General features: G+C 60.6%; 22 protein-coding genes. 12 read left to right on the top strand and 10 right to left on the bottom strand.

The features are described 5' to 3' along the window. Window positions 1-105: 105 nt before the first annotated feature. Window positions 106-1,002: a LysR family transcriptional regulator gene (locus C3Y91_RS12740; protein ID WP_197726765.1), complete on the top strand. Its 897-nt coding sequence runs from the start codon at window positions 106-108 to the stop codon at window positions 1,000-1,002. A 77-nt stretch (window positions 1,003-1,079) separates the two neighbouring features. Here the strand turns inward: C3Y91_RS12740 and C3Y91_RS12735 are convergent, their stop codons facing one another. Continuing rightward, window positions 1,080-2,462 carry a tetratricopeptide repeat protein gene (locus C3Y91_RS12735; RefSeq protein ID WP_075225303.1) on the bottom strand — a complete coding sequence of 461 codons (1,383 nt, stop codon included), beginning with the start codon at window positions 2,460-2,462 and terminating at the stop codon, window positions 1,080-1,082. A gap of 80 nt (window positions 2,463-2,542) precedes the next feature. Between C3Y91_RS12735 and C3Y91_RS12730 the strand changes: the two genes are divergently transcribed. From C3Y91_RS12730 to C3Y91_RS12710, 5 genes are all read left to right on the top strand, one after another. Further along, the gene (locus tag C3Y91_RS12730; protein WP_024322782.1) at window positions 2,543-2,818 is read left to right on the top strand and encodes a DUF4242 domain-containing protein; all 276 of its coding nucleotides are present in this window, start codon (window positions 2,543-2,545) and stop codon (window positions 2,816-2,818) included. Window positions 2,819-3,312: 494 nt separating this feature from the next. Continuing rightward, window positions 3,313-4,365, top strand: a complete 1,053-nt coding sequence (locus tag C3Y91_RS12725) for a sensor histidine kinase (protein ID WP_130691619.1) — start codon at window positions 3,313-3,315, stop codon at window positions 4,363-4,365. Between the two features lie 74 nt (window positions 4,366-4,439). Further along, window positions 4,440-4,832 (top strand): response regulator, encoded by a 393-nt coding sequence (locus tag C3Y91_RS12720; RefSeq protein ID WP_168575398.1) that lies wholly within the window; start codon window positions 4,440-4,442, stop codon window positions 4,830-4,832. 89 nt (window positions 4,833-4,921) lie between these two features. Next, on the top strand, window positions 4,922-5,326 hold the full coding sequence (locus tag C3Y91_RS12715) for a hypothetical protein (RefSeq protein WP_174827020.1): 405 nt from the start codon (window positions 4,922-4,924) through the stop codon (window positions 5,324-5,326). 198 nt (window positions 5,327-5,524) lie between these two features. After that, window positions 5,525-6,316, top strand: a complete 792-nt coding sequence (locus tag C3Y91_RS12710; RefSeq protein ID WP_024322786.1) for an aldolase — start codon at window positions 5,525-5,527, stop codon at window positions 6,314-6,316. Window positions 6,317-6,324: 8 nt separating this feature from the next. Here C3Y91_RS12710 and C3Y91_RS12705 read toward each other — a convergent pair whose 3' ends face one another. Beyond that, on the bottom strand, window positions 6,325-6,675 hold the full coding sequence (locus C3Y91_RS12705; protein ID WP_130654928.1) for a EutQ-related cupin domain-containing protein: 351 nt from the start codon (window positions 6,673-6,675) through the stop codon (window positions 6,325-6,327). Window positions 6,676-6,739: 64 nt separating this feature from the next. After that, window positions 6,740-7,189, bottom strand: a complete 450-nt coding sequence (locus C3Y91_RS12700) for a VOC family protein (RefSeq protein WP_018068872.1) — start codon at window positions 7,187-7,189, stop codon at window positions 6,740-6,742. Window positions 7,190-7,240: 51 nt separating this feature from the next. On the opposite strand from C3Y91_RS12700, the gene C3Y91_RS12695 reads away from it, so the two are divergent. Then, window positions 7,241-7,843 (top strand): TetR/AcrR family transcriptional regulator, encoded by a 603-nt coding sequence (locus C3Y91_RS12695; RefSeq protein ID WP_075225309.1) that lies wholly within the window; start codon window positions 7,241-7,243, stop codon window positions 7,841-7,843. Between the two features lie 245 nt (window positions 7,844-8,088). Here the strand turns inward: C3Y91_RS12695 and C3Y91_RS12690 are convergent, their stop codons facing one another. Both C3Y91_RS12690 and C3Y91_RS12685 read right to left on the bottom strand, forming a co-directional pair. Then, a complete protein-coding gene (locus tag C3Y91_RS12690) occupies window positions 8,089-8,496 on the bottom strand; it encodes a GFA family protein (RefSeq protein WP_130686111.1) in 408 nt (135 codons plus the stop codon). A gap of 288 nt (window positions 8,497-8,784) precedes the next feature. After that, a complete protein-coding gene (locus C3Y91_RS12685; protein WP_130686110.1) occupies window positions 8,785-9,189 on the bottom strand; it encodes a winged helix-turn-helix transcriptional regulator in 405 nt (134 codons plus the stop codon). 45 nt (window positions 9,190-9,234) lie between these two features. On the opposite strand from C3Y91_RS12685, the gene C3Y91_RS12680 reads away from it, so the two are divergent. Beyond that, a complete protein-coding gene (locus C3Y91_RS12680; RefSeq protein WP_130689521.1) occupies window positions 9,235-10,044 on the top strand; it encodes an SDR family NAD(P)-dependent oxidoreductase in 810 nt (269 codons plus the stop codon). 52 nt (window positions 10,045-10,096) lie between these two features. Here the strand turns inward: C3Y91_RS12680 and C3Y91_RS12675 are convergent, their stop codons facing one another. After that, entirely contained in the window at window positions 10,097-11,023 is a 927-nt protein-coding gene (locus tag C3Y91_RS12675; protein WP_168575397.1) for an AraC family transcriptional regulator, read from the bottom strand. Between the two features lie 79 nt (window positions 11,024-11,102). Between C3Y91_RS12675 and C3Y91_RS12670 the strand changes: the two genes are divergently transcribed. Continuing rightward, window positions 11,103-11,930, top strand: a complete 828-nt coding sequence (locus C3Y91_RS12670; protein WP_075225310.1) for an oxidoreductase — start codon at window positions 11,103-11,105, stop codon at window positions 11,928-11,930. A 25-nt stretch (window positions 11,931-11,955) separates the two neighbouring features. On the opposite strand, the gene C3Y91_RS12665 is transcribed toward C3Y91_RS12670, so the two are convergent. The 3 genes from C3Y91_RS12665 to C3Y91_RS12655 all read right to left on the bottom strand — a co-directional run bounded on the left by C3Y91_RS12665 (window position 11,956) and on the right by C3Y91_RS12655 (window position 13,307). Next, window positions 11,956-12,195 (bottom strand): hypothetical protein, encoded by a 240-nt coding sequence (locus C3Y91_RS12665; RefSeq protein ID WP_130765066.1) that lies wholly within the window; start codon window positions 12,193-12,195, stop codon window positions 11,956-11,958. Beyond that, entirely contained in the window at window positions 12,192-12,512 is a 321-nt protein-coding gene (locus tag C3Y91_RS12660; protein WP_018067968.1) for a hypothetical protein, read from the bottom strand. The genes C3Y91_RS12665 and C3Y91_RS12660 overlap by 4 nt, the downstream gene beginning before the upstream one ends. Window positions 12,513-12,587: 75 nt before the next feature. Then, on the bottom strand, window positions 12,588-13,307 hold the full coding sequence (locus tag C3Y91_RS12655; protein ID WP_024322793.1) for an SOS response-associated peptidase: 720 nt from the start codon (window positions 13,305-13,307) through the stop codon (window positions 12,588-12,590). Between the two features lie 197 nt (window positions 13,308-13,504). Between C3Y91_RS12655 and C3Y91_RS12650 the strand changes: the two genes are divergently transcribed. The 3 genes from C3Y91_RS12650 (at window position 13,505) to C3Y91_RS12640 (ending at window position 15,612) form a co-directional block, all read left to right on the top strand. After that, complete coding sequence (locus tag C3Y91_RS12650; protein WP_164021485.1) at window positions 13,505-14,095, top strand: TetR/AcrR family transcriptional regulator; 591 nt, start codon at window positions 13,505-13,507, stop codon at window positions 14,093-14,095. 72 nt (window positions 14,096-14,167) lie between these two features. Further along, entirely contained in the window at window positions 14,168-14,797 is a 630-nt protein-coding gene (locus C3Y91_RS12645) for a hypothetical protein (protein ID WP_168575396.1), read from the top strand. A gap of 236 nt (window positions 14,798-15,033) precedes the next feature. Further along, on the top strand, window positions 15,034-15,612 hold the full coding sequence (locus C3Y91_RS12640) for a DUF308 domain-containing protein (RefSeq protein WP_246780192.1): 579 nt from the start codon (window positions 15,034-15,036) through the stop codon (window positions 15,610-15,612). A 35-nt stretch (window positions 15,613-15,647) separates the two neighbouring features. Here C3Y91_RS12640 and C3Y91_RS12635 read toward each other — a convergent pair whose 3' ends face one another. Continuing rightward, window positions 15,648-16,118: a hypothetical protein gene (locus C3Y91_RS12635; protein WP_174827019.1), complete on the bottom strand. Its 471-nt coding sequence runs from the start codon at window positions 16,116-16,118 to the stop codon at window positions 15,648-15,650. Window positions 16,119-16,222 lie beyond the last annotated feature (104 nt).

Below are 16,222 nucleotides of genomic sequence, written 5' to 3'. Positions count from 1 at the left end.
GATCGATCGCCTCAGTCCGCCAGCCGTGTCACAGACTGTCTTGATTTTCCCTGGATTGATCAATTGGCTTTGCGAACATGCATCATTTCCTCTAGGTTGATGATCATGGACACGATGATCAGCCTGCGGGTGTTTTGCCTGGTTGCCGAGCTCAAGAGCTTCACCGCGGCGGCACGCCGTTTGAACCTGTCGCCGGCGATGGTGAGCAAACATGTGATGCATCTGGAGACGCGCCTGGGAAGCCGGCTGCTGAACCGGACCAGCCGGAGTGTCACCCTTACCGAACCCGGCGCGCTTTATTTCAACCAGACACGGCAGATGCTCGAAGGGCTCGACGAACTGGAAGCGTCGATCGGCAATGTCACGGTTGCGCCGCGCGGAACGCTCAAATTCAGTGCTCCGGTGTGGGCAGCCAGTTCAGGCTTTGTCGATATTCTGGCCGAATACAACCAGCGTTATCCGGATGTCAGCCTGGATATGGATCTGAGCGGCCGGATCACCAATCTGGTCGATGAGGGCTTTGACCTTGCCCTGCGGGCCATGTCGTCCGAACGGCTCGATCCGGGCCTCGTCGCGCGCCCCTTGGCAACGATAGAGTTCCGCCTGATGGCATCGCCGGATTATCTCAGGCGCTCCGGGCGACCCCAGAGCATCGCCGAGCTGAACGGCCACGCGCTGCTTCGCTATAATGGCATCAATATCAGCGAAAGCCTTCTCTTGGGTGGTCACAACGACCGGCATAAGGTCACCTTCCGCAATGTGCTGCTAAGTAGCAACGAGACGCTGCTGCACCTGGCGGCCTTGCGGGGAATGGGCCTGGTCTTCCTGCCGGAATGGCTGGTGGAGGAGGATTTGAAAGCAGGCCGGCTCGAAGTGGTGTTCCCGGAGACGCTCGGCATCAGCAACACGCTCCATGCCGTTTACCCGAGCCGGAAATACCTTTCCGCCAAAGTCCGCACCTTCATCGATTTTCTCGTCCTGCGCTCGCCACAGGTATTCTGACGCGCGCAAAACGCCCGACCGGACAAACCGGTTGCCATGATTGATTTGATGTAGCCTCCCTCGGCCACCGCATAAGTTCAACCTGAAGAGAGCTCGCTTGCTTTCTGCGCATATCGATCAGCCTGCTCTTCCTCGCCCATCGCTGCCAGCAGAAGGGAGAGATTCCGATACGTCTGCGGGTCAACAGGACGCAATCTTATGGCGGTGAGATAATGTGACTTTGCATCCGACAAAGCGCCTTTCTCGTGAAGAAGCACCGCCAGATTATTGTGGGCTTCCGCGTATTCCGGCGCCGACCTCAGTGCTGCGCGATAGTGTGATTCTGCCGCCTCCACGTCTCGCCCTTCGAGAAGCATCGCATAGTTGTAGTGAGCCTCAGCGTAATCCGACCTGACCTGCAGCGCCTGTCTGTACTGCGATTCAGCCTCTTCCGCATCGCCGTGTTTCTCGAGGAAGACTCCGAAATTGTTGTGGGCTTCGGCAAAGCCCGGTCGAAGTCGCAGCGCCTCTTGGAAGTGACGATGCGCTTCGAACCGATCCCCCCATTTGTCGAAAAGACCAGCGAGACGCAGAAGGGCGTCCACGTAGTCTGGTCGGCACTTCAGAGCCTGCCGATATTGTGCTGCAGCTTCATCAGGGCGGTCGGTTTCCTCGAGAAGTATCGCCAAGTTGTAGTGAGCTTCCGGATATTGCGGCCAGAGGCGAACGGCATCCAGGTAGCGGGCTTCGGCGGCGGTACTGTCACCAGCGGCTTTCAAGATCACACCGAAGTTGTTGTGCGCTTCCGGATAGTCGGCACGGAGCTCCAATGCTTTTTCGTAGCAAAGCAGTTCCTCTGCCAGCTCCCGCGCATCCGTGCCGGCGATCCCGGCCCCTTTTAAGAACCAGTCCTCGGCCGTCATCCGCTCTTCGGACCGTGCAGCAAGTGCCCTGTGGTTCACTGATACGACCCGATAGAGATGCCGCCTCGGTAGGTAGTCGCCTTTGAGCTCGAAGACGTCAACCTCGTGGAAGAGATAGACCGGCAGATCGATGAGATCGAGTACGGTCTGCGTGACGAAGAGGGTATCGGGCTCGGCACATGTTTCCACTCGCTTCGCGATGTTTAAGGCACGACCGATCCAGGCGTCGTCATCGTGCATTCGGGAGCACTCACCGAAGTGACAACCCACCCGGATTGGAAGGTCGTGCGCCTGGTCGGATGTCAAGTGACGTCGCCGTTGCTTCCAATAGGCGATTAGCTTCAACGAGAAATGGACGGCTACATCAGCAGATTCGAATAGATAAAGATGCCCGTCGCCTGTAAAGTTCTCGTGCCGTCGCCCGTATTGGCTGGCAAGCGTCTGAGACAGGTATCGATATTCCGCAATTGCGCTCGTGATCGTGTCGCGCGAAACCCTGTTCCAAACCGCTGAGTGTCGGACGAGGTCTGTGAATACGGCGGCAAAGTAGATGTCCATTCGCAACGGCCGGAAGTTCAAAGCGATCGTGCACCATGTTCAAACGCTTGCTGTCGTCGCTCAACCCAAGGACAACCATCATGCCACAGTACATGGTCGAAAGACACCTGCCGGGAATCACTCCCGATCAACTCAGTGCGGCGGCGTCCCGCGCGAAGAACGTCACCGCAGAGATGACCAGCCAGGGCAAGCCTGTGCGCTATCTTCGCTCGACATTCGTACCGTCCGAGGAACGATCATTCTGTCTATTCGACGCTTCGTCGGAACAAGATGTGATGGAGGCAAACGAACGCGCAGAGATCCCGCTGGTGAGAATTACCGAAGTTAAGCACATCTCTGCCGATGACGTGGTCTAACGCATCAATGGTCGACATAAGCGCAAACGATGTAACGACCACTTCGGGTCGACAGGCGCCAAGCGTAAGGCCAGGATTGGCCGAAGCGGACTAACGGAGTTAGCGAACTGTCGGCCGACCAAGCCAGGTCCACGACTTGCGATGCCGAACGGCTTTCCGCCTTGATTGCGAACCTCCTGGTCGAAGCCGAGTGCGGAAGACCGTCCTCGTCCGGAACGGGCCAATTGCAGTCGCGCGTCACATCGAATTGGATTCAGCCGATTGGCTTTACGTCTGTTATTTGATGCATGTCGTTGTCCCAAAACCGCTGCACACTTTTGGGCGGGCATGCATTCGGCATCGGCTCATCGCACGGTATAGCCGCGATATTTAGCATGAAGAGATTGCGCGTCAGGCGTGTTAGGGTCCCTTGTCGGGCTGAGCCTTCTGGCCGGTTGGCATTGTTGCCGAGTGATGACTTGCTCCGTGAGTCTCCGGCCCATGAGGGCCTCTCCATGCAAAAGATTCCCACAGCGCATTTCGAAGCGGCGAGCACTCTTGCCGTGGTGGTATCGTCCAATGAACCGCTGCTTTTCCTGTCCGACGACCAGAAGATCATCGCGGCGAGCGCATCCTTCTGCCGGGCCTTCGACATCGACCCCAAGACGGTTTGCGGCCAGAGCCTCAGCGACGTTGGCAACGGCGAATGGGCGATGCCCCAGCTTGCGTCACTGCTGACGGCCACCGCCTCGGGAAGTGCCACCATCGAGGCTTACGAAATCGACTTTCAACGGCCAAACCAGAAAACACGGCACCTGGTCGTCAATGCACGGACGCTCGATGACGGCGACATCGATCATATTCGCCTGCTTCTGGCCATCACCGACGTGACCGATGCGCGCGCCGAGGCTCGGCTGAAAGATGATCTCGTTCGCGATAATGCCATCCTGCTGCAGGAGGTCCAGCACAGGGTCGCAAACAGCCTCCAGATCATTGCCAGCGTTCTCATGCAGAGCGCCCGGCGGGTCCAGTCGGAGGAAGCGCGCGGGCATCTCCACAACGCCCATCACCGGGTCATGTCGATTGCGGCCCTGCAACGGCAACTCTCTACGTCCCATGGCGGCAAGGTTGAACTCCGGACCTATTTCACTCAGCTTTGCCAAAGCCTCGGCGCGTCGATGATCGCAGACCCTGACAGGCTTTCGATTCAGGTGGCGGTCGACGATAGCGCCGTGGCAGCGGATGTTTCCGTTCGCCTGGGGCTTGTTGTGACCGAGCTTGTGATCAACGCCCTCAAACACGCCTTTCCCGATGAACGAACGGGCGCAATCGTCATCTACTATCACTCATCCGGCAGGGACTGGACCCTGTCCGTTACTGACAACGGCATCGGCATGCCTGCAGGTCGCGATGCACCAAAGGCCGGACTGGGGACCGGCATTGTGGAGGCGCTCGCCAAGAGCCTGAATGGCGACATTCAGTTGAGCGATGCGGGTCCCGGCGCCGCCGTCACAATCAACCACCGGGAAAGCGCCGGTTTGCGAACCGACCTTTCTACGGCCGCTTAGGAACCGAATGGCTTGCGAAACGCTATCCCATCGGAGCCCACGCGGCTCACACCTCCAAATTGACCGAGTGAGCGATGAAATATGGCAAAGCGGTCGTCCTGGTCGTCGAAGACAGCATGATCATTCGGATGAGTGCCGTCGATCTGGTGCTCTCTGCGGGCTACGAAGCGCTTGAGGCGTGCGATGCGGACGAGGCAATTCGCATCCTCGAGGCGCGAAACGACATCGATCTGGTTTTCACCGACGTTCAGATGCCCGGCACGATGGACGGCATCAAAGTATCGCATTACATCCGGGATCGGTGGCCACCCGTCAGGCTGATCATTGCCTCCGGCGCGGCAATCCTCGAAGAGAGCGATCTCCCCACGGGAAGCAGGGCCTTCTCGAAACCCTACGACAACCACGCAATTACCGATGCGATGGCTCATCTGCTGTCGATCGGGAACACGACTGAGCTGGTAAGTTAGGTGTTTTTCGACAGTGGGGCTCTGGGCGCGTAGCGTCTTTCTCAAGGAGTACGCCGCGCCGCCCGAAACCTAACCGCAGGAACTGAACATTGACACAACCCGCAGCCGATAAGGTCCGCTTCAACTTTGTTACGCAATGTCCAAGGGATGATGGCTGCGGCGTTTTCGTCTTGCAGACGCTGACGGGCAAACCCTACGACCAGATTGCCGGCATGATCGATTGGGGCGTTCAGACCAATCATTACACAACGTGGAAGGAACTGCGCGGCGTCCTGACCGCGTTGGGCTGGCAGACTGGCGGATTACGCAAGGCAGAGAGCTGGGACGATGTTTGCGGCGTCGCGGTCGTCCATGTCGAAGGAGACCACTTCATCCTCTATGACGCCGATAACGGCGTCTTCTATGATCCGGGGCAACCCGATGGCCCCGATCTACAGAGCCGCCTCGTTCCTATGAACTACCTTCCAGTGCAATCGCCGGAGAGCGGTGCGTAAAAATGCAAAGCGCGTCCCCAACCTCCGTCATCCCAGGCTCGCGGATACGGAAAGACACAGCCGTCGAGCAGCGTACTCACCCCAAATAGGCAAATGAACCGAACCATGTTTGTCTCCAGCCGGCTTGATGCGAGGCTGATCCGGGGGTAATCCAGAACACAGCCACCCTCTCCTTCGACACCAATCTGAAACGACCCCATGGCGCACTCTCTCAACACAGCCCCATCGCCCGCCGGCGGCCCCAACCAGCCGAAACTTGATACGGACGACATCTGGCAGGCCCGCGTCGATCTTGCGGCCTGCTTCCGGATGGCGGCAAGGCTCGGCATGGAGGAAGGGATCTGCAACCACTTCTCGGCCGTCGTTCCCGGCTATGACGACCTGTTCATCGTCAACCCTTATGGCTACGCTTTCGCCGAACTGACGGCCTCGATGCTGTTGATCTGCGATTTTCACGGCAACGTCGTGTCGGGCAGCGGGCAGCCTGAGGCCACCGCTTTTTACATCCACGCCAGGATTCATAAAAACGTTCCCCGCGCCAAGGCGGCGTTCCACACCCATATGCCTTATGCCACCGCTCTGTCGATGACGGAGGGCGATCCCCTCATCTTTGCCGGGCAGACCGCATTGAAATTCTATGGACGCACGGCCGTCGACCGCAACTATAACGGCCTGGCGCTCGACGCGCGCGAGGGCGATCGGATCGCGGCCGCGATCGGCGATGCCGACATCGTTTTCATGAAGCACCACGGCGTGATGGTCTGCGCACCCAATATCGCCGAGGCCTGGGACGACCTCTATTATCTCGAGCGTGCCTGCGAAGTGCAGACGCTCGCCCTGTCGACCGGACGCCAGGTCCTTGCCGTCGCGCCTGAGATCGCCGAGGCGGCGTACCGGCAAATGCGCGAAGGAGACCCGGAGTCGGCCCGGCTCCATCTGGAGTCCGTGAAACGCGCGCTCGATCGCAGCGAGCCCGAATACAAGCGCTGAGCCCCGGCTTACGCGTGCGCCTGCCGCCAATGCGGATAGGTGACATAGGCGGTGAGCGCGCCTTCGTCATGCGAGCGGATGGTCACCGCTTCACCCTTGGGCATGTAGACGATCTCGCCTGGCCCGGCGGTGACTGTTCCCAAGTCCGTCGAGACCGATAGCTGCCCTTCCAGAACGATCATGACGTCGTCGACTTCAATCGTCTCGGTCAGGCTCTGGCCGGGCGCGTAGCGTCCATAGCCGATGGTGATCGGCCCTCCCTGCCGCTCATCGACCAGATTGCCGACGAAGATGTCCGCCTCCTGCCCGGGGGAACGCTCCAACGCCACGTCGGTAACCGCGAACTTACGGATTTTCATCGTCTTCCTCCATCGCCGCGTGCAGAGGTAGCGCGGAAATCCAGCGCTTCAAGGGCTGCGGCACTCACGCCGACATGTCCTCGTTCCAGCGGCGTTGCATCTCCTCAGGCGTGACCTGCTCGATGGTTTGCGACAACATCCAGCGATGACCGAAGGGATCAAGCACCTGCGCCACCCGCTCGCCAAAACTCTGGTCGGTCGCCGGGCGCAACATCGTCGCCCCGGCCGACAGCGCCTGCGCCAGTGCTTCGTCGGTCGACACCGTGTCCATGTGGAAGGTCACCGGCGAGCCTCCGACGGCATCGGGAGACAGGGCGCCGAAGTCCGGATATTCGTCTGCCAACATCATCAGTGTCTCTCCGAAACGCAGCTCGGCATGGCCGATCCGCCCGTCCGAAGGATCGGTCATGCGGAAGACTTCCGTGGCGCCGAAGGCCTCCTTGTAGAAGTCGATGGCCCGTGCCGCATCCTTGACGATGAAGTAGGCGCTCACTTTTCGGGCAAAACTCGGCATGGATGATCCTCCTTGACTGGTTCCTTTATTAACGTTACGTATCGTAAAGATATGAGTCAAGAGAGTAATGCAATACCGAAGAAACGAGGGCGGCCGCCAAGCGCTGCCGCGCAGAGGCGTGCCTTGGAGGCCGCCCATGAAATCCTGATGGCCGAAGGTTTTGGCCGCATGACGATCGAAGCCGTGGCGGCGCGGTCCGGTGTCGGCAAGCCGACGATCTACCGCTCCTGGGCCAACGCACAGGAACTGGCGATGGCCGCTCTTCTGGTCAACCGGCTACCGGAAGCGGAGGTTGGAGGGGGCACGGCGCAGGCGGCTCTCGGCGCGCAGATGAGCGGACTGGTGACTGCCTTTGCGAGCACGCGCGGGCGGCAGATCACGATGGCACTTGCGGCCGCCGACCCGGAAAGCGAATTCACCAAGGCCTTCCGCAATCAGGTGATCCTGTCGAGCCGCAACGCGGGTCGTGTCATCCTGGAGGAGGCTCTGGCTCGCGGAGAGATCGTTCCGCCGCCTGATATGGAGGCGCTGCTCGACATGATCTACGGACCGGTCTTCTTCCGGCTGCTGGTCGGCCATCGCCCGGTCTCGCCGGAGTTCGGCGATGCGATCGTCAGGACCGCGTTGCGGGCCGTTGCACCGTCGGACGCGTGAGACCCCCTCCCGTCGCGATGGGCGAAGCCGACATCCCGCCTGCCTGCTCACCGCCGCGCATGAAGGTGAGAACGCCGTTCTCGGCGTCGCCTGGGACCGGGTCGATCCGGCGGTGCCGAAATTCGAGACGATGCCGCCGAATGTGATGCCGGTTCGCGGCCGCTCGAAACTCAGAAGGGCGGCTGCGGCGCGCGGGCGATTTCGAGCGCCCGCTCAACTGGTGATGCAGGCGATACCCGCAGAGTTCAATTTCCGGCAAGACGCTCGATCGGCTCGGCGAGGTTGAGCCAATGCGGGCGATTGTCCCACCAATGAACATGATCCGGCGCAGGAAAGGACGGATCGGCGAATGTGCCGCCGGCGATGATGACGGTGCCGGGAAAATATGTTCCGGATTTCGAAAATCCGCCCCCACCGCAGATCCGGCAAAAGGCTTTCATCACATCCGGCGTGGTTTCGCCTTGCGGAAACCAGACGGAATATTCTCCGGAAACGATCCGGACATTTTCCTCGGGGAACCAGACATTGTGCGCAAGCGCACTGCCGGATGCACGCTGACAACGCGTGCACGTACAGACGTGGTTGTGCACAGGATCGCCATCGACCTCCAGGGACAGGGCGCCACAGGTACACTTCGCATGAAAGATGGGCATAGGGGCAAATTCCGTGTTGACTGACGCTAGTCGATCCTACGGCGCCGGAATCGATAAGGTCTATCATCAATTTGCCAAGGCCCTCGGATGCGACAAAACCGCCCCCCAAAAGGCAGTCGGATAGTGGCAAAGACGGATGGCAGGACGCCAATCACAGCATTGGCGTATCGAGGCCGCGAGCGGCCGGCCCCGTCCTTCGACGCCCCTGCGGAGGCGTCTCAGGATGAGGCTGGAGAGAGGTTGCAGCCTGGTTCGACGGGAAGCGCAGCCCCCTCATTCAGCCAGGGATCACCGCGCAAGAGCCGAGCCGGCCGGCTTCAGATCGGGATGGAGGCGGGAGAACTCCCTTACCGAGATCAGCATCGGCAAGAGGCCGCGACCGGGCTCCGTCAGACGATATTCGACATGCGGCGGCTGCTCGCCGAAGTTCCGCCTGGCGACAAGTCCGTCGTCCTCGAGCTCCCTCAGATGCTGCGTCAGCATTTTCTGCGAAATGTTTGGAATGTCTCGCAACAATTGCGACGTCCGCATCGTCGGCTCGGCGAAAAGGCGGAACAGGATCGGCAGCTTCCATCGTCCGCTGATCATCCGAAGCACCCTGTTCACATGTGCGACCGAGCCATCCGGACCAAGGCAGATTTCCCGTTCATCACGGTCAATGGGCACTTTTAAGTGCGTAATTGCGTCACTCATCATCCTGTCCTCATAACAATCAAACACTAGCACGGGAGTGACGGAATGGATCTGAAACTTGAGGAACGGGTGGCATTGATCACCGGCAGCAGCAAAGGGATTGGCGAAGAGGTGGCGCGCGGGCTTGCCCGCGAGGGCGCGATCGTCATCATCCACGGTCGCAACAAGGCCAAGGCCGAGGCGGTCGCGCACGACATTGCCGCTCAGGGCGGAAGTGCCCATGTCGTCATCGGCGACCTGACCAATGACGACGAGGTACAAGGCCTCGTCGATGAGGCGCAGCGGTTGGCCGGGCCGGTCGAGATCGTTATCAACAATGCGGGCGGCTCCGGCGAAACCGAGGACTGGAGCACGACCCGGCCCGAGACCTGGGCGGCGGGATATGACCGCAATGTCCTCGCGGCCGTTCGCGTCACCTCGCGTCTACTGCCCGGCATGCGGGAGGCGAAATGGGGAAGGATCATCAATATTTCCAGTCTCGCGGCATTGATGCCTGCCTCCAGGAGACCTGATTATGCAGCCGCAAAGGCGGCGATGATCGCGATGACCGCCTCCCTGGCAAAGGCTGTCGCCATGGATGGAATCACCGCGAATACCGTATCCCCGGGCACGATCCACAGCGTCAGCCTCGACGAAGCCTTCCGAAAGGTGGCGGTCGATCGCGGACTGGCGGCGCGCGCTCCCTGGGCGGAGGTCGAGCAGATGGTCCTGCCGATGTTTGCGCAGGTTCCGATGGGACGGGTTGGAACGCTCGAAGAGATTGCTGATGCCATCTGCTTCCTGGTCAGCCCGCGAGCCAGCTACATCACCGGCGCAAATTTGAGACTGGATGGCGGAATGTGGCCCGGACTCTAGCCTGTCCCGGCTGCGCGCTCCAGGCGATGCGGCAGAAAGGGGAGGAATTGCCTCAGGCTGTTTCGCCGAGGTGGCGCTGGACCCACTTGATCTCTTCCGATGCCGTGCGCCCGAAATGCCGTTTGAAGTCGCGGCTGAACTGCGCCGGACTTGCGTAGCCGACCGAAGCCGCGACCTCGGCGATCGTTCTCGTCCGGCGGGCGATCATCAATCTTGCTTCGTGAAGCCGCATGGCCTTGACGTATTGCATCGGACTGCTGCCGGTCAGACCCTTGAAATGGACATGGTAGGACGGAACGCTCATGCCGACGTCTCTTGCCAGATCGGCGACCGCGATCTCCAGGCCATAGTTTTCCCGCAACCAGGCCAGGCTCTGAATGATCTTTCCGGATCTGCCTTTCTGCTGGAGGGCGGCGATCATCGCGCCGCCTTGCGGACCGACCAGGACGCGGTAATGCAGTTCGCGCAGAATGCCGGCGCCGAGCACATCCGTCTCGACGCTGCTGCGTAGCGCCGTCAGCAGGCGCAGCAGGACATCCTCGATATCACCAGACATCCTGCTCGAGACGAGACTTCTCGGCTCGTCGCCTGGCAGGTCGGCATGTTTTTCCACCTGCAGTGCGATCTCGGCTGCCATCTGCATATCGAACTCGACATAGACCGCAAGCAAGGGCCGCTCGGGACTGGCGGTCGACGTCATCCGGAACGGGACGGGCAGCGACACCGCCAGATAATGCTCCTCATCATAGAGGAAGACTTCGCCTTCGAGGATGCCCTGCTTGCTGCCCTGCAGGACGAAAACCGCGCCCGGCTTGTAGAGCACCGGGATGTCTTGGAGCACGGCTTCCGTGCGCAATATGCGGACGGAGCTAAGCGCCGTCGGATTGTATCCGTGACGAGGGGCGAGACGTCCGGCCAGCTCGACCATCTCCCCTCGCCTGGATGGGCCGTGATCACCTTGCATAGGATTTGGCAACATATTGAGAGAATCCGCCATCGAAGCACGTGGTTCTTCATACTATTTGTCAAATCCTATCCTCAATCAAGGAATATCGCTGATGTCACGAAAGACCTTCTTCATCACCGGATCGAATTCCGGCTTCGGGCTCGCCATCGCTGCTGCGGCTCTTCAGGCCGGTCACAGGGTGATTGGCACCGTGCGCTCGCAGGCGTCGCTGACAGCGCTCGCCAAAACCCTGCCTGGCCTGCGGCCGGCCCTCTGCGACGTCACCGAGTTCGACCGGATCGATGATGTCGTCGGCCACGCGGAAGACGAGCATGGGCCGGTCGACGTGCTGATCAACAATGCCGGCTACGGCTATGAAGGCGTGCTCGAGGAGTCGCCGATCGAAGAGATGCGGCGGCAGTTCGACGTCAACGTCTTCGGCGCCGTCGCCGTTGCCAAGGCATTTCTGCCGCGGTTTCGTAAGCGACGCCAAGGGTTCATCGTCAACGTCACCTCGATGGGCGGCATGATCACCATGCCCGGCATCGGCTATTACTGCGGCAGCAAGTTTGCGCTTCAAGGCATATCGGAGGTGATGCGGGCGGAAATGGCGCCGTTCGGGGTGCATGTGACGACCCTTTGCCCGGGCTCGTTCCGGACGGACTGGGCCGGACGATCGATGGTCCGCACCGAGCGGTCGATCGCCGATTATGATGCCCTTTTCGATCCGATCCGCGAGGCGCGACAGGCCGTCAGCGGCAAGCAGCGCGGTGATCCCGCCAAACTGGCCGCAGCGGTTCTAGAGCTCATCGAATCCGACAATCCTCCACCGCAGCTTCTGCTCGGCAGCGACGCCCTCAAGCATGTGTCGGAGAGGATCGTTCGCCTGCAGCAGGAGATCGAGACGTGGAAGCCTGTCACCGTTTCGACCGACGGCTGACGGCGGAACATCAATCAGCCAGCCCTCATTGGATGATTTTCCCACCCTCGGCCGTCTCCAGTTTCCGCCTGAGCGCCTGTTCCTGTTCAAATGTCTTGTGCGGGAACTGTTCCCAACACCACCAGCGCGTAGGCACGGCCGGGGATGGGCTATTGCCCCAGCCTCCCCATTCCTTGCAGCGTATGCCGTCAGCATGCCGGTGCTCGCAATAATGCTCAACAATCACATTGGCGCCCGGTGCACTCGAATGGCCTTCGATGCTCATGGGTGCGCCGTCCTCCGTTTCCCGCTCTTGATGCTCTCATAGATCATTTCGAGCCGCCTTGAGGCGACGTAGGCACTGTCCTCGTATCCGGCCGATGGCCAATCCAGTCGATGGCTGCCGTCTGTCGCCACGATCCAGAACCATCGATTATCGACCACTCCGCCTGCCTGTGACCGGAATATCCTTCCGATCTGGGTATCGCCGTCAAAAGCGACATAATCGTCGCCGGGTTTCTCCCTCCAGGCGTGCCGCCATTTGTATTTGATTTCCCGGCCGCTGACATATTCCCACGATTTCCATGTGATTTGTTCTGGCATGCGTCGTCCTGTCCTCTCGCGAGGTATCTCTTTGACCGCATGGTTGATGGATGGCTCCCGCCCGAGCCGGTGAATTCAGATCAGCGTCGGTTCCGGATCGGGGTCGATCGGATCGATGATGTCAGCCGTGTCATTCTTGGGCGAACCCACATTGCGGCCGATCGGCCACATCGTCATCAGTTCCGCCGGGAACGGCTTCATCAAATCGGCCGGATCAGGCTCCGGCGATAGCCAGCGCTCGTAATCTTCGCGGTGCAGGACGACCGGCATGCGGTCATGGATCTGCGCCATCATCGCATTCGGCTCACAGGTCACGATTGCGAAGTTTCTGATGTCTACGCCTTCCGGGCTACGCCAAATCTCCCAGATGCCGGCGAGCGCAAAGGGCGAGCCGTCAGCCATGGCGATCGCATAGGGCTGCTTGTTCTTGCCGGTGCCGAAGATATCCTTCCACTCGAAGAAGCCGTTGATCGGCACCAGGCAACGGCGCGACCTGTAGGCCGAGCGGAACAGGCCGTTGGTACCGATGCCCTCGCAGCGCGCATTGATCGGCGGCGGGCGCCCTCCCGGCTTCATCCATGCCGGCATTAGACCCCAGCGAGCGCTGGCGAATACCGGCCCCATAATATCAGGTTCGCGGACCGTGTCGCGAATGATGATGGGATAATCCAGCGTCGGCGCGCCGTTGTAGCGCGGAAATCGGTTCCCGAGCGCATCGATCGCACCACGCTCCGCGAAGGCGAAATTGCGCACCAGTTCCTCAAGCGAGGTCTTGATATAGACGCGGCCGCACATCCAGAACTCCATCCTGCATATTAGATGTTCCGATTATGTTCTGGTGGTTCGAGGCGAGTCAAGGCCAGTCGCTACAACCGACGCCATCATCGCTTTCGCCCGCGTCAAGGTGAAGCCGGTCACCGCCTCGACGACGGCCGATGGCAGAAAACTGCATTCCGCTTGACAGCCTTCCTACTGGAAGGTAGATAAGAGCCATGAGCAATCTTTCGACGACGTCCGACGAGATCCTGACTTCTGCCCGAGCATTGATCATGACCGGAGGCTATAACGGCTTCAGCTATGCCGATATTGCTGCCGTCGTCGGCATCCGCAAGGCCAGCATCCATCACCATTTTCCCAGCAAGACCGACCTGGTCCGCACGCTTGTCGTGCGATATCGCGAAGATGCGGAGGCGGGTATCGCCGGCCTGGAGCGACAGGTGCGGGATCCTCTGGCACTCCTCCAAGCCTATGCGGGCCACTGGGCCCAGTGCATCGAGGACGCCAGCCGGCCGTTTTGCGTCTGCGCCCTTCTGGCAAGCGAACTGCCGGCGCTGCCGCCGGAGGTCGCAGCCGAGGTCAAGGCTTTCTTCCGCTTTGCTTCGACATGGCTGACCTCGGTGATGGAGCGAGGCTTGAAGGACGGCAGGTTGAAACTGTCGAGCGAACCGCGCGTCGAGGCTGAAGCCTTCATGGCCTCCGTCCACGGCGCCATGCTTTCAGCCCGTGCTTACGGGACCCCGGAGGTCTTCGCCACCATTCTGGCCCCCACCTTGCAGCGGCTCACTCCGACCGCCGCTCGATAAAGTTCCGGGCGGAATAAAAGCCCGGAGCGACAACGACGTTCAGCGAAACTACCAACTAGTAGGAAGAACGACATGATCAAGAACATCCTCCCCGCCCTCCTCCTGGGGCTCACCGCCGTCGCGTCGGCGGCCGTTCCGGCGGCGCCTGTCCATGCCGAAGACCAGAAACCCGAGCAGATCCATGTCAGGGGCAGCATCGTCAGCTACAGCGGCTCCGCTCTCAAGGTGAAGACCCGCGAGGGAGAGACCGTGGATGTGACGCTTGCCGATGGCTGGAAACTGGCGAGCGTCGCAAATGCTGCGGTCACCGACATCAAGCCGGGCGACTTCGTCGGCATCGCATCGCTGCCGAGCGCAGGCGGCGGCGACGGCGCGCTTGAAGTGCTGATCTTCCCGCCGGCGATGAAGGGTGCGGGTGAAGGCAGCTACGGCTGGGACCTCAAGCCCAACAGCAGTATGACCAATGCGACCGTCGCCGACGCCGTCAAGGGCGTCGACGGCCGCACCGTCACCGTCTCCTATCACGGCAAGGAAAAGAAGATCGCCATTCCGGACGGCACGCCGGTCGTGACCATCGCTCCGGCCACCAATGACGATCTCATTCCCGGCGCCGTCGTCTTCATCCCCGCCGAAAAGGCTGCCTCAGGCCCCCTCGCCCATCAGGTGCTTGTCGGAAAGAATGGCGTGGTCCCGCCCATGTGACCACGTCGTCGCCGGTCGTCCGGGCCGCCCCCGGTTCGACCGGCGATTTACCAGCGAATACCGCCTGACCTGCAGGCGATCGACCCGAACGACGGAGAACGTCGTCTCGACAGCAGCCCGGCGGTGCCGGGGCGGTTCCGAAAGCCCTGGAAATCCAATCGCGATGACGGACGCCGCCGCAGATGACGGTGAGCCGCCCCTATCAGACCAACACCATCACACACAGGAAAGAGATCATGATAACTACCGATCAAACCACCGTCGCGTCTGGCGACAGGGAAGAGTGGCTGACGCGCTATTACTTCACGCGGGCAGCCTTTTCCGCCATCTGGGTCGCCGCAGCCTTGACGGCCGGCCGCCAGTCTCTTGCCGTCGCCGCGGCCTTGCTGATCCTCTACCCGGCGTGGGATGCCGCCGCCAACCTCATCGACGCAGCGCGCAGTGACGGCTTGGCAAACAACCGCAGCCAGGCGATCAACGTCGCCGTCAGCGCGGTGACGACCGCTGCCGTGATCGTCGCCCTGACGATGAGCATGAACTGGGTTCTCGGCGTCTTTGGCCTCTGGGCCATCTTTTCCGGCCTGCTGCAGCTTGGAACCGCTGTCCGGCGCTGGAGGACCAATGGCGGCCAGTGGGCGATGATCCTCAGCGGCGGCCAATCCGCCGTGGCAGGCGCGTTCTTCATCGCCCAGGCGCAAATACCGGAGCCACCCTCCATCGCCAACATCGCCGGCTATGCCGGCCTCGGCGCCTTCTACTTCCTCGTGTCGGCCGTCTGGCGAAGCGTCACGCAGATGCGGCGAAAGCGACTCTGAGCCGACATGCGCCAATTGCGATGTGGCACCGTCGATCAGCGGGGACCAACTGCCCAGTCGGGGAATTTGCGATAGTTGCAGGCGTTCATTGAAAACAACGCCACATCATCACCGATTTCGTGGCGCGAAAGCTCCCATTCGAAGGTGTCACGGTCATCGAAACCGTAAGATAACGCCATCGCGGTCAACTCCATGAAAGGCCCTGGGGGATACAGGGTGCCGTACACTGTCGCCTCATTTCCCAGGAATTTGCCTTTGATAACTCTCTTGATCTCCAAATCTGCCCTCACCATCCGCGACGGAAAATTTTCTGTCAGCAGCAAGCCGGATTCGCCGATCGAGAGCGATTTCACGCGCGCCTCAACCACGATCTCCGCTTTCGCCAGCAGTTCATCCTGAGGAGGGCATCGCGGCAATCCGGCTGCTGGCCTTAGACCCATAACCAATAAAGCAAGAATTGCTATGAAGCTCAGTCGCATATGCGGGTTCAGGAACGCTTTCGGCATCGGTGTCTTTCCTTATGCATAGGCGTGTCTATTTCGTCTCGATTGCGTGAGGCTGAAACGAAATCCTGGGGATCCGGCCAAGACGGCCCACTCCGTGATTCCAG

The sequence above is a fragment of the Rhizobium ruizarguesonis genome, assembly GCF_012349115.1.
Lineage (GTDB): Bacteria > Pseudomonadota > Alphaproteobacteria > Rhizobiales > Rhizobiaceae > Rhizobium > Rhizobium ruizarguesonis.
This window is presented reverse-complemented; position numbering and strand designations above follow the sequence as displayed.

Excerpts from the sequence above, each read along its gene's own strand:
- C3Y91_RS12655 (WP_024322793.1), bottom strand. The coding sequence starts at position 13,307 with ATGTGCGGCCGCGTCTATATCAAGACCTCGCTTGAGGAACTGGTGCGC.
- C3Y91_RS12675 (WP_168575397.1), bottom strand. The coding sequence starts at position 11,023 with ATGTTGCCAAATCCTATGCAAGGTGATCACGGCCCATCCAGGCGAGGG.
- C3Y91_RS12650 (WP_164021485.1), top strand. The coding sequence starts at position 13,505 with ATGAGCAATCTTTCGACGACGTCCGACGAGATCCTGACTTCTGCCCGA.
- C3Y91_RS12645 (WP_168575396.1), top strand. The coding sequence starts at position 14,168 with ATGATCAAGAACATCCTCCCCGCCCTCCTCCTGGGGCTCACCGCCGTC.
- C3Y91_RS12710 (WP_024322786.1), top strand. The coding sequence starts at position 5,525 with ATGGCGCACTCTCTCAACACAGCCCCATCGCCCGCCGGCGGCCCCAAC.
- C3Y91_RS12740 (WP_197726765.1), top strand. The coding sequence starts at position 106 with ATGGACACGATGATCAGCCTGCGGGTGTTTTGCCTGGTTGCCGAGCTC.
- C3Y91_RS12685 (WP_130686110.1), bottom strand. The coding sequence starts at position 9,189 with ATGAGTGACGCAATTACGCACTTAAAAGTGCCCATTGACCGTGATGAA.
- C3Y91_RS12665 (WP_130765066.1), bottom strand. The coding sequence starts at position 12,195 with ATGAGCATCGAAGGCCATTCGAGTGCACCGGGCGCCAATGTGATTGTT.
- C3Y91_RS12720 (WP_168575398.1), top strand. The coding sequence starts at position 4,440 with ATGAAATATGGCAAAGCGGTCGTCCTGGTCGTCGAAGACAGCATGATC.
- C3Y91_RS12635 (WP_174827019.1), bottom strand. The coding sequence starts at position 16,118 with ATGCCGAAAGCGTTCCTGAACCCGCATATGCGACTGAGCTTCATAGCA.
- C3Y91_RS12730 (WP_024322782.1), top strand. The coding sequence starts at position 2,543 with ATGCCACAGTACATGGTCGAAAGACACCTGCCGGGAATCACTCCCGAT.
- C3Y91_RS12695 (WP_075225309.1), top strand. The coding sequence starts at position 7,241 with ATGAGTCAAGAGAGTAATGCAATACCGAAGAAACGAGGGCGGCCGCCA.
- C3Y91_RS12700 (WP_018068872.1), bottom strand. The coding sequence starts at position 7,189 with ATGCCGAGTTTTGCCCGAAAAGTGAGCGCCTACTTCATCGTCAAGGAT.
- C3Y91_RS12735 (WP_075225303.1), bottom strand. The coding sequence starts at position 2,462 with ATGGACATCTACTTTGCCGCCGTATTCACAGACCTCGTCCGACACTCA.
- C3Y91_RS12640 (WP_246780192.1), top strand. The coding sequence starts at position 15,034 with ATGATAACTACCGATCAAACCACCGTCGCGTCTGGCGACAGGGAAGAG.
- C3Y91_RS12660 (WP_018067968.1), bottom strand. The coding sequence starts at position 12,512 with ATGCCAGAACAAATCACATGGAAATCGTGGGAATATGTCAGCGGCCGG.
- C3Y91_RS12725 (WP_130691619.1), top strand. The coding sequence starts at position 3,313 with ATGCAAAAGATTCCCACAGCGCATTTCGAAGCGGCGAGCACTCTTGCC.
- C3Y91_RS12670 (WP_075225310.1), top strand. The coding sequence starts at position 11,103 with ATGTCACGAAAGACCTTCTTCATCACCGGATCGAATTCCGGCTTCGGG.
- C3Y91_RS12705 (WP_130654928.1), bottom strand. The coding sequence starts at position 6,675 with ATGAAAATCCGTAAGTTCGCGGTTACCGACGTGGCGTTGGAGCGTTCC.
- C3Y91_RS12690 (WP_130686111.1), bottom strand. The coding sequence starts at position 8,496 with ATGCCCATCTTTCATGCGAAGTGTACCTGTGGCGCCCTGTCCCTGGAG.
- C3Y91_RS12680 (WP_130689521.1), top strand. The coding sequence starts at position 9,235 with ATGGATCTGAAACTTGAGGAACGGGTGGCATTGATCACCGGCAGCAGC.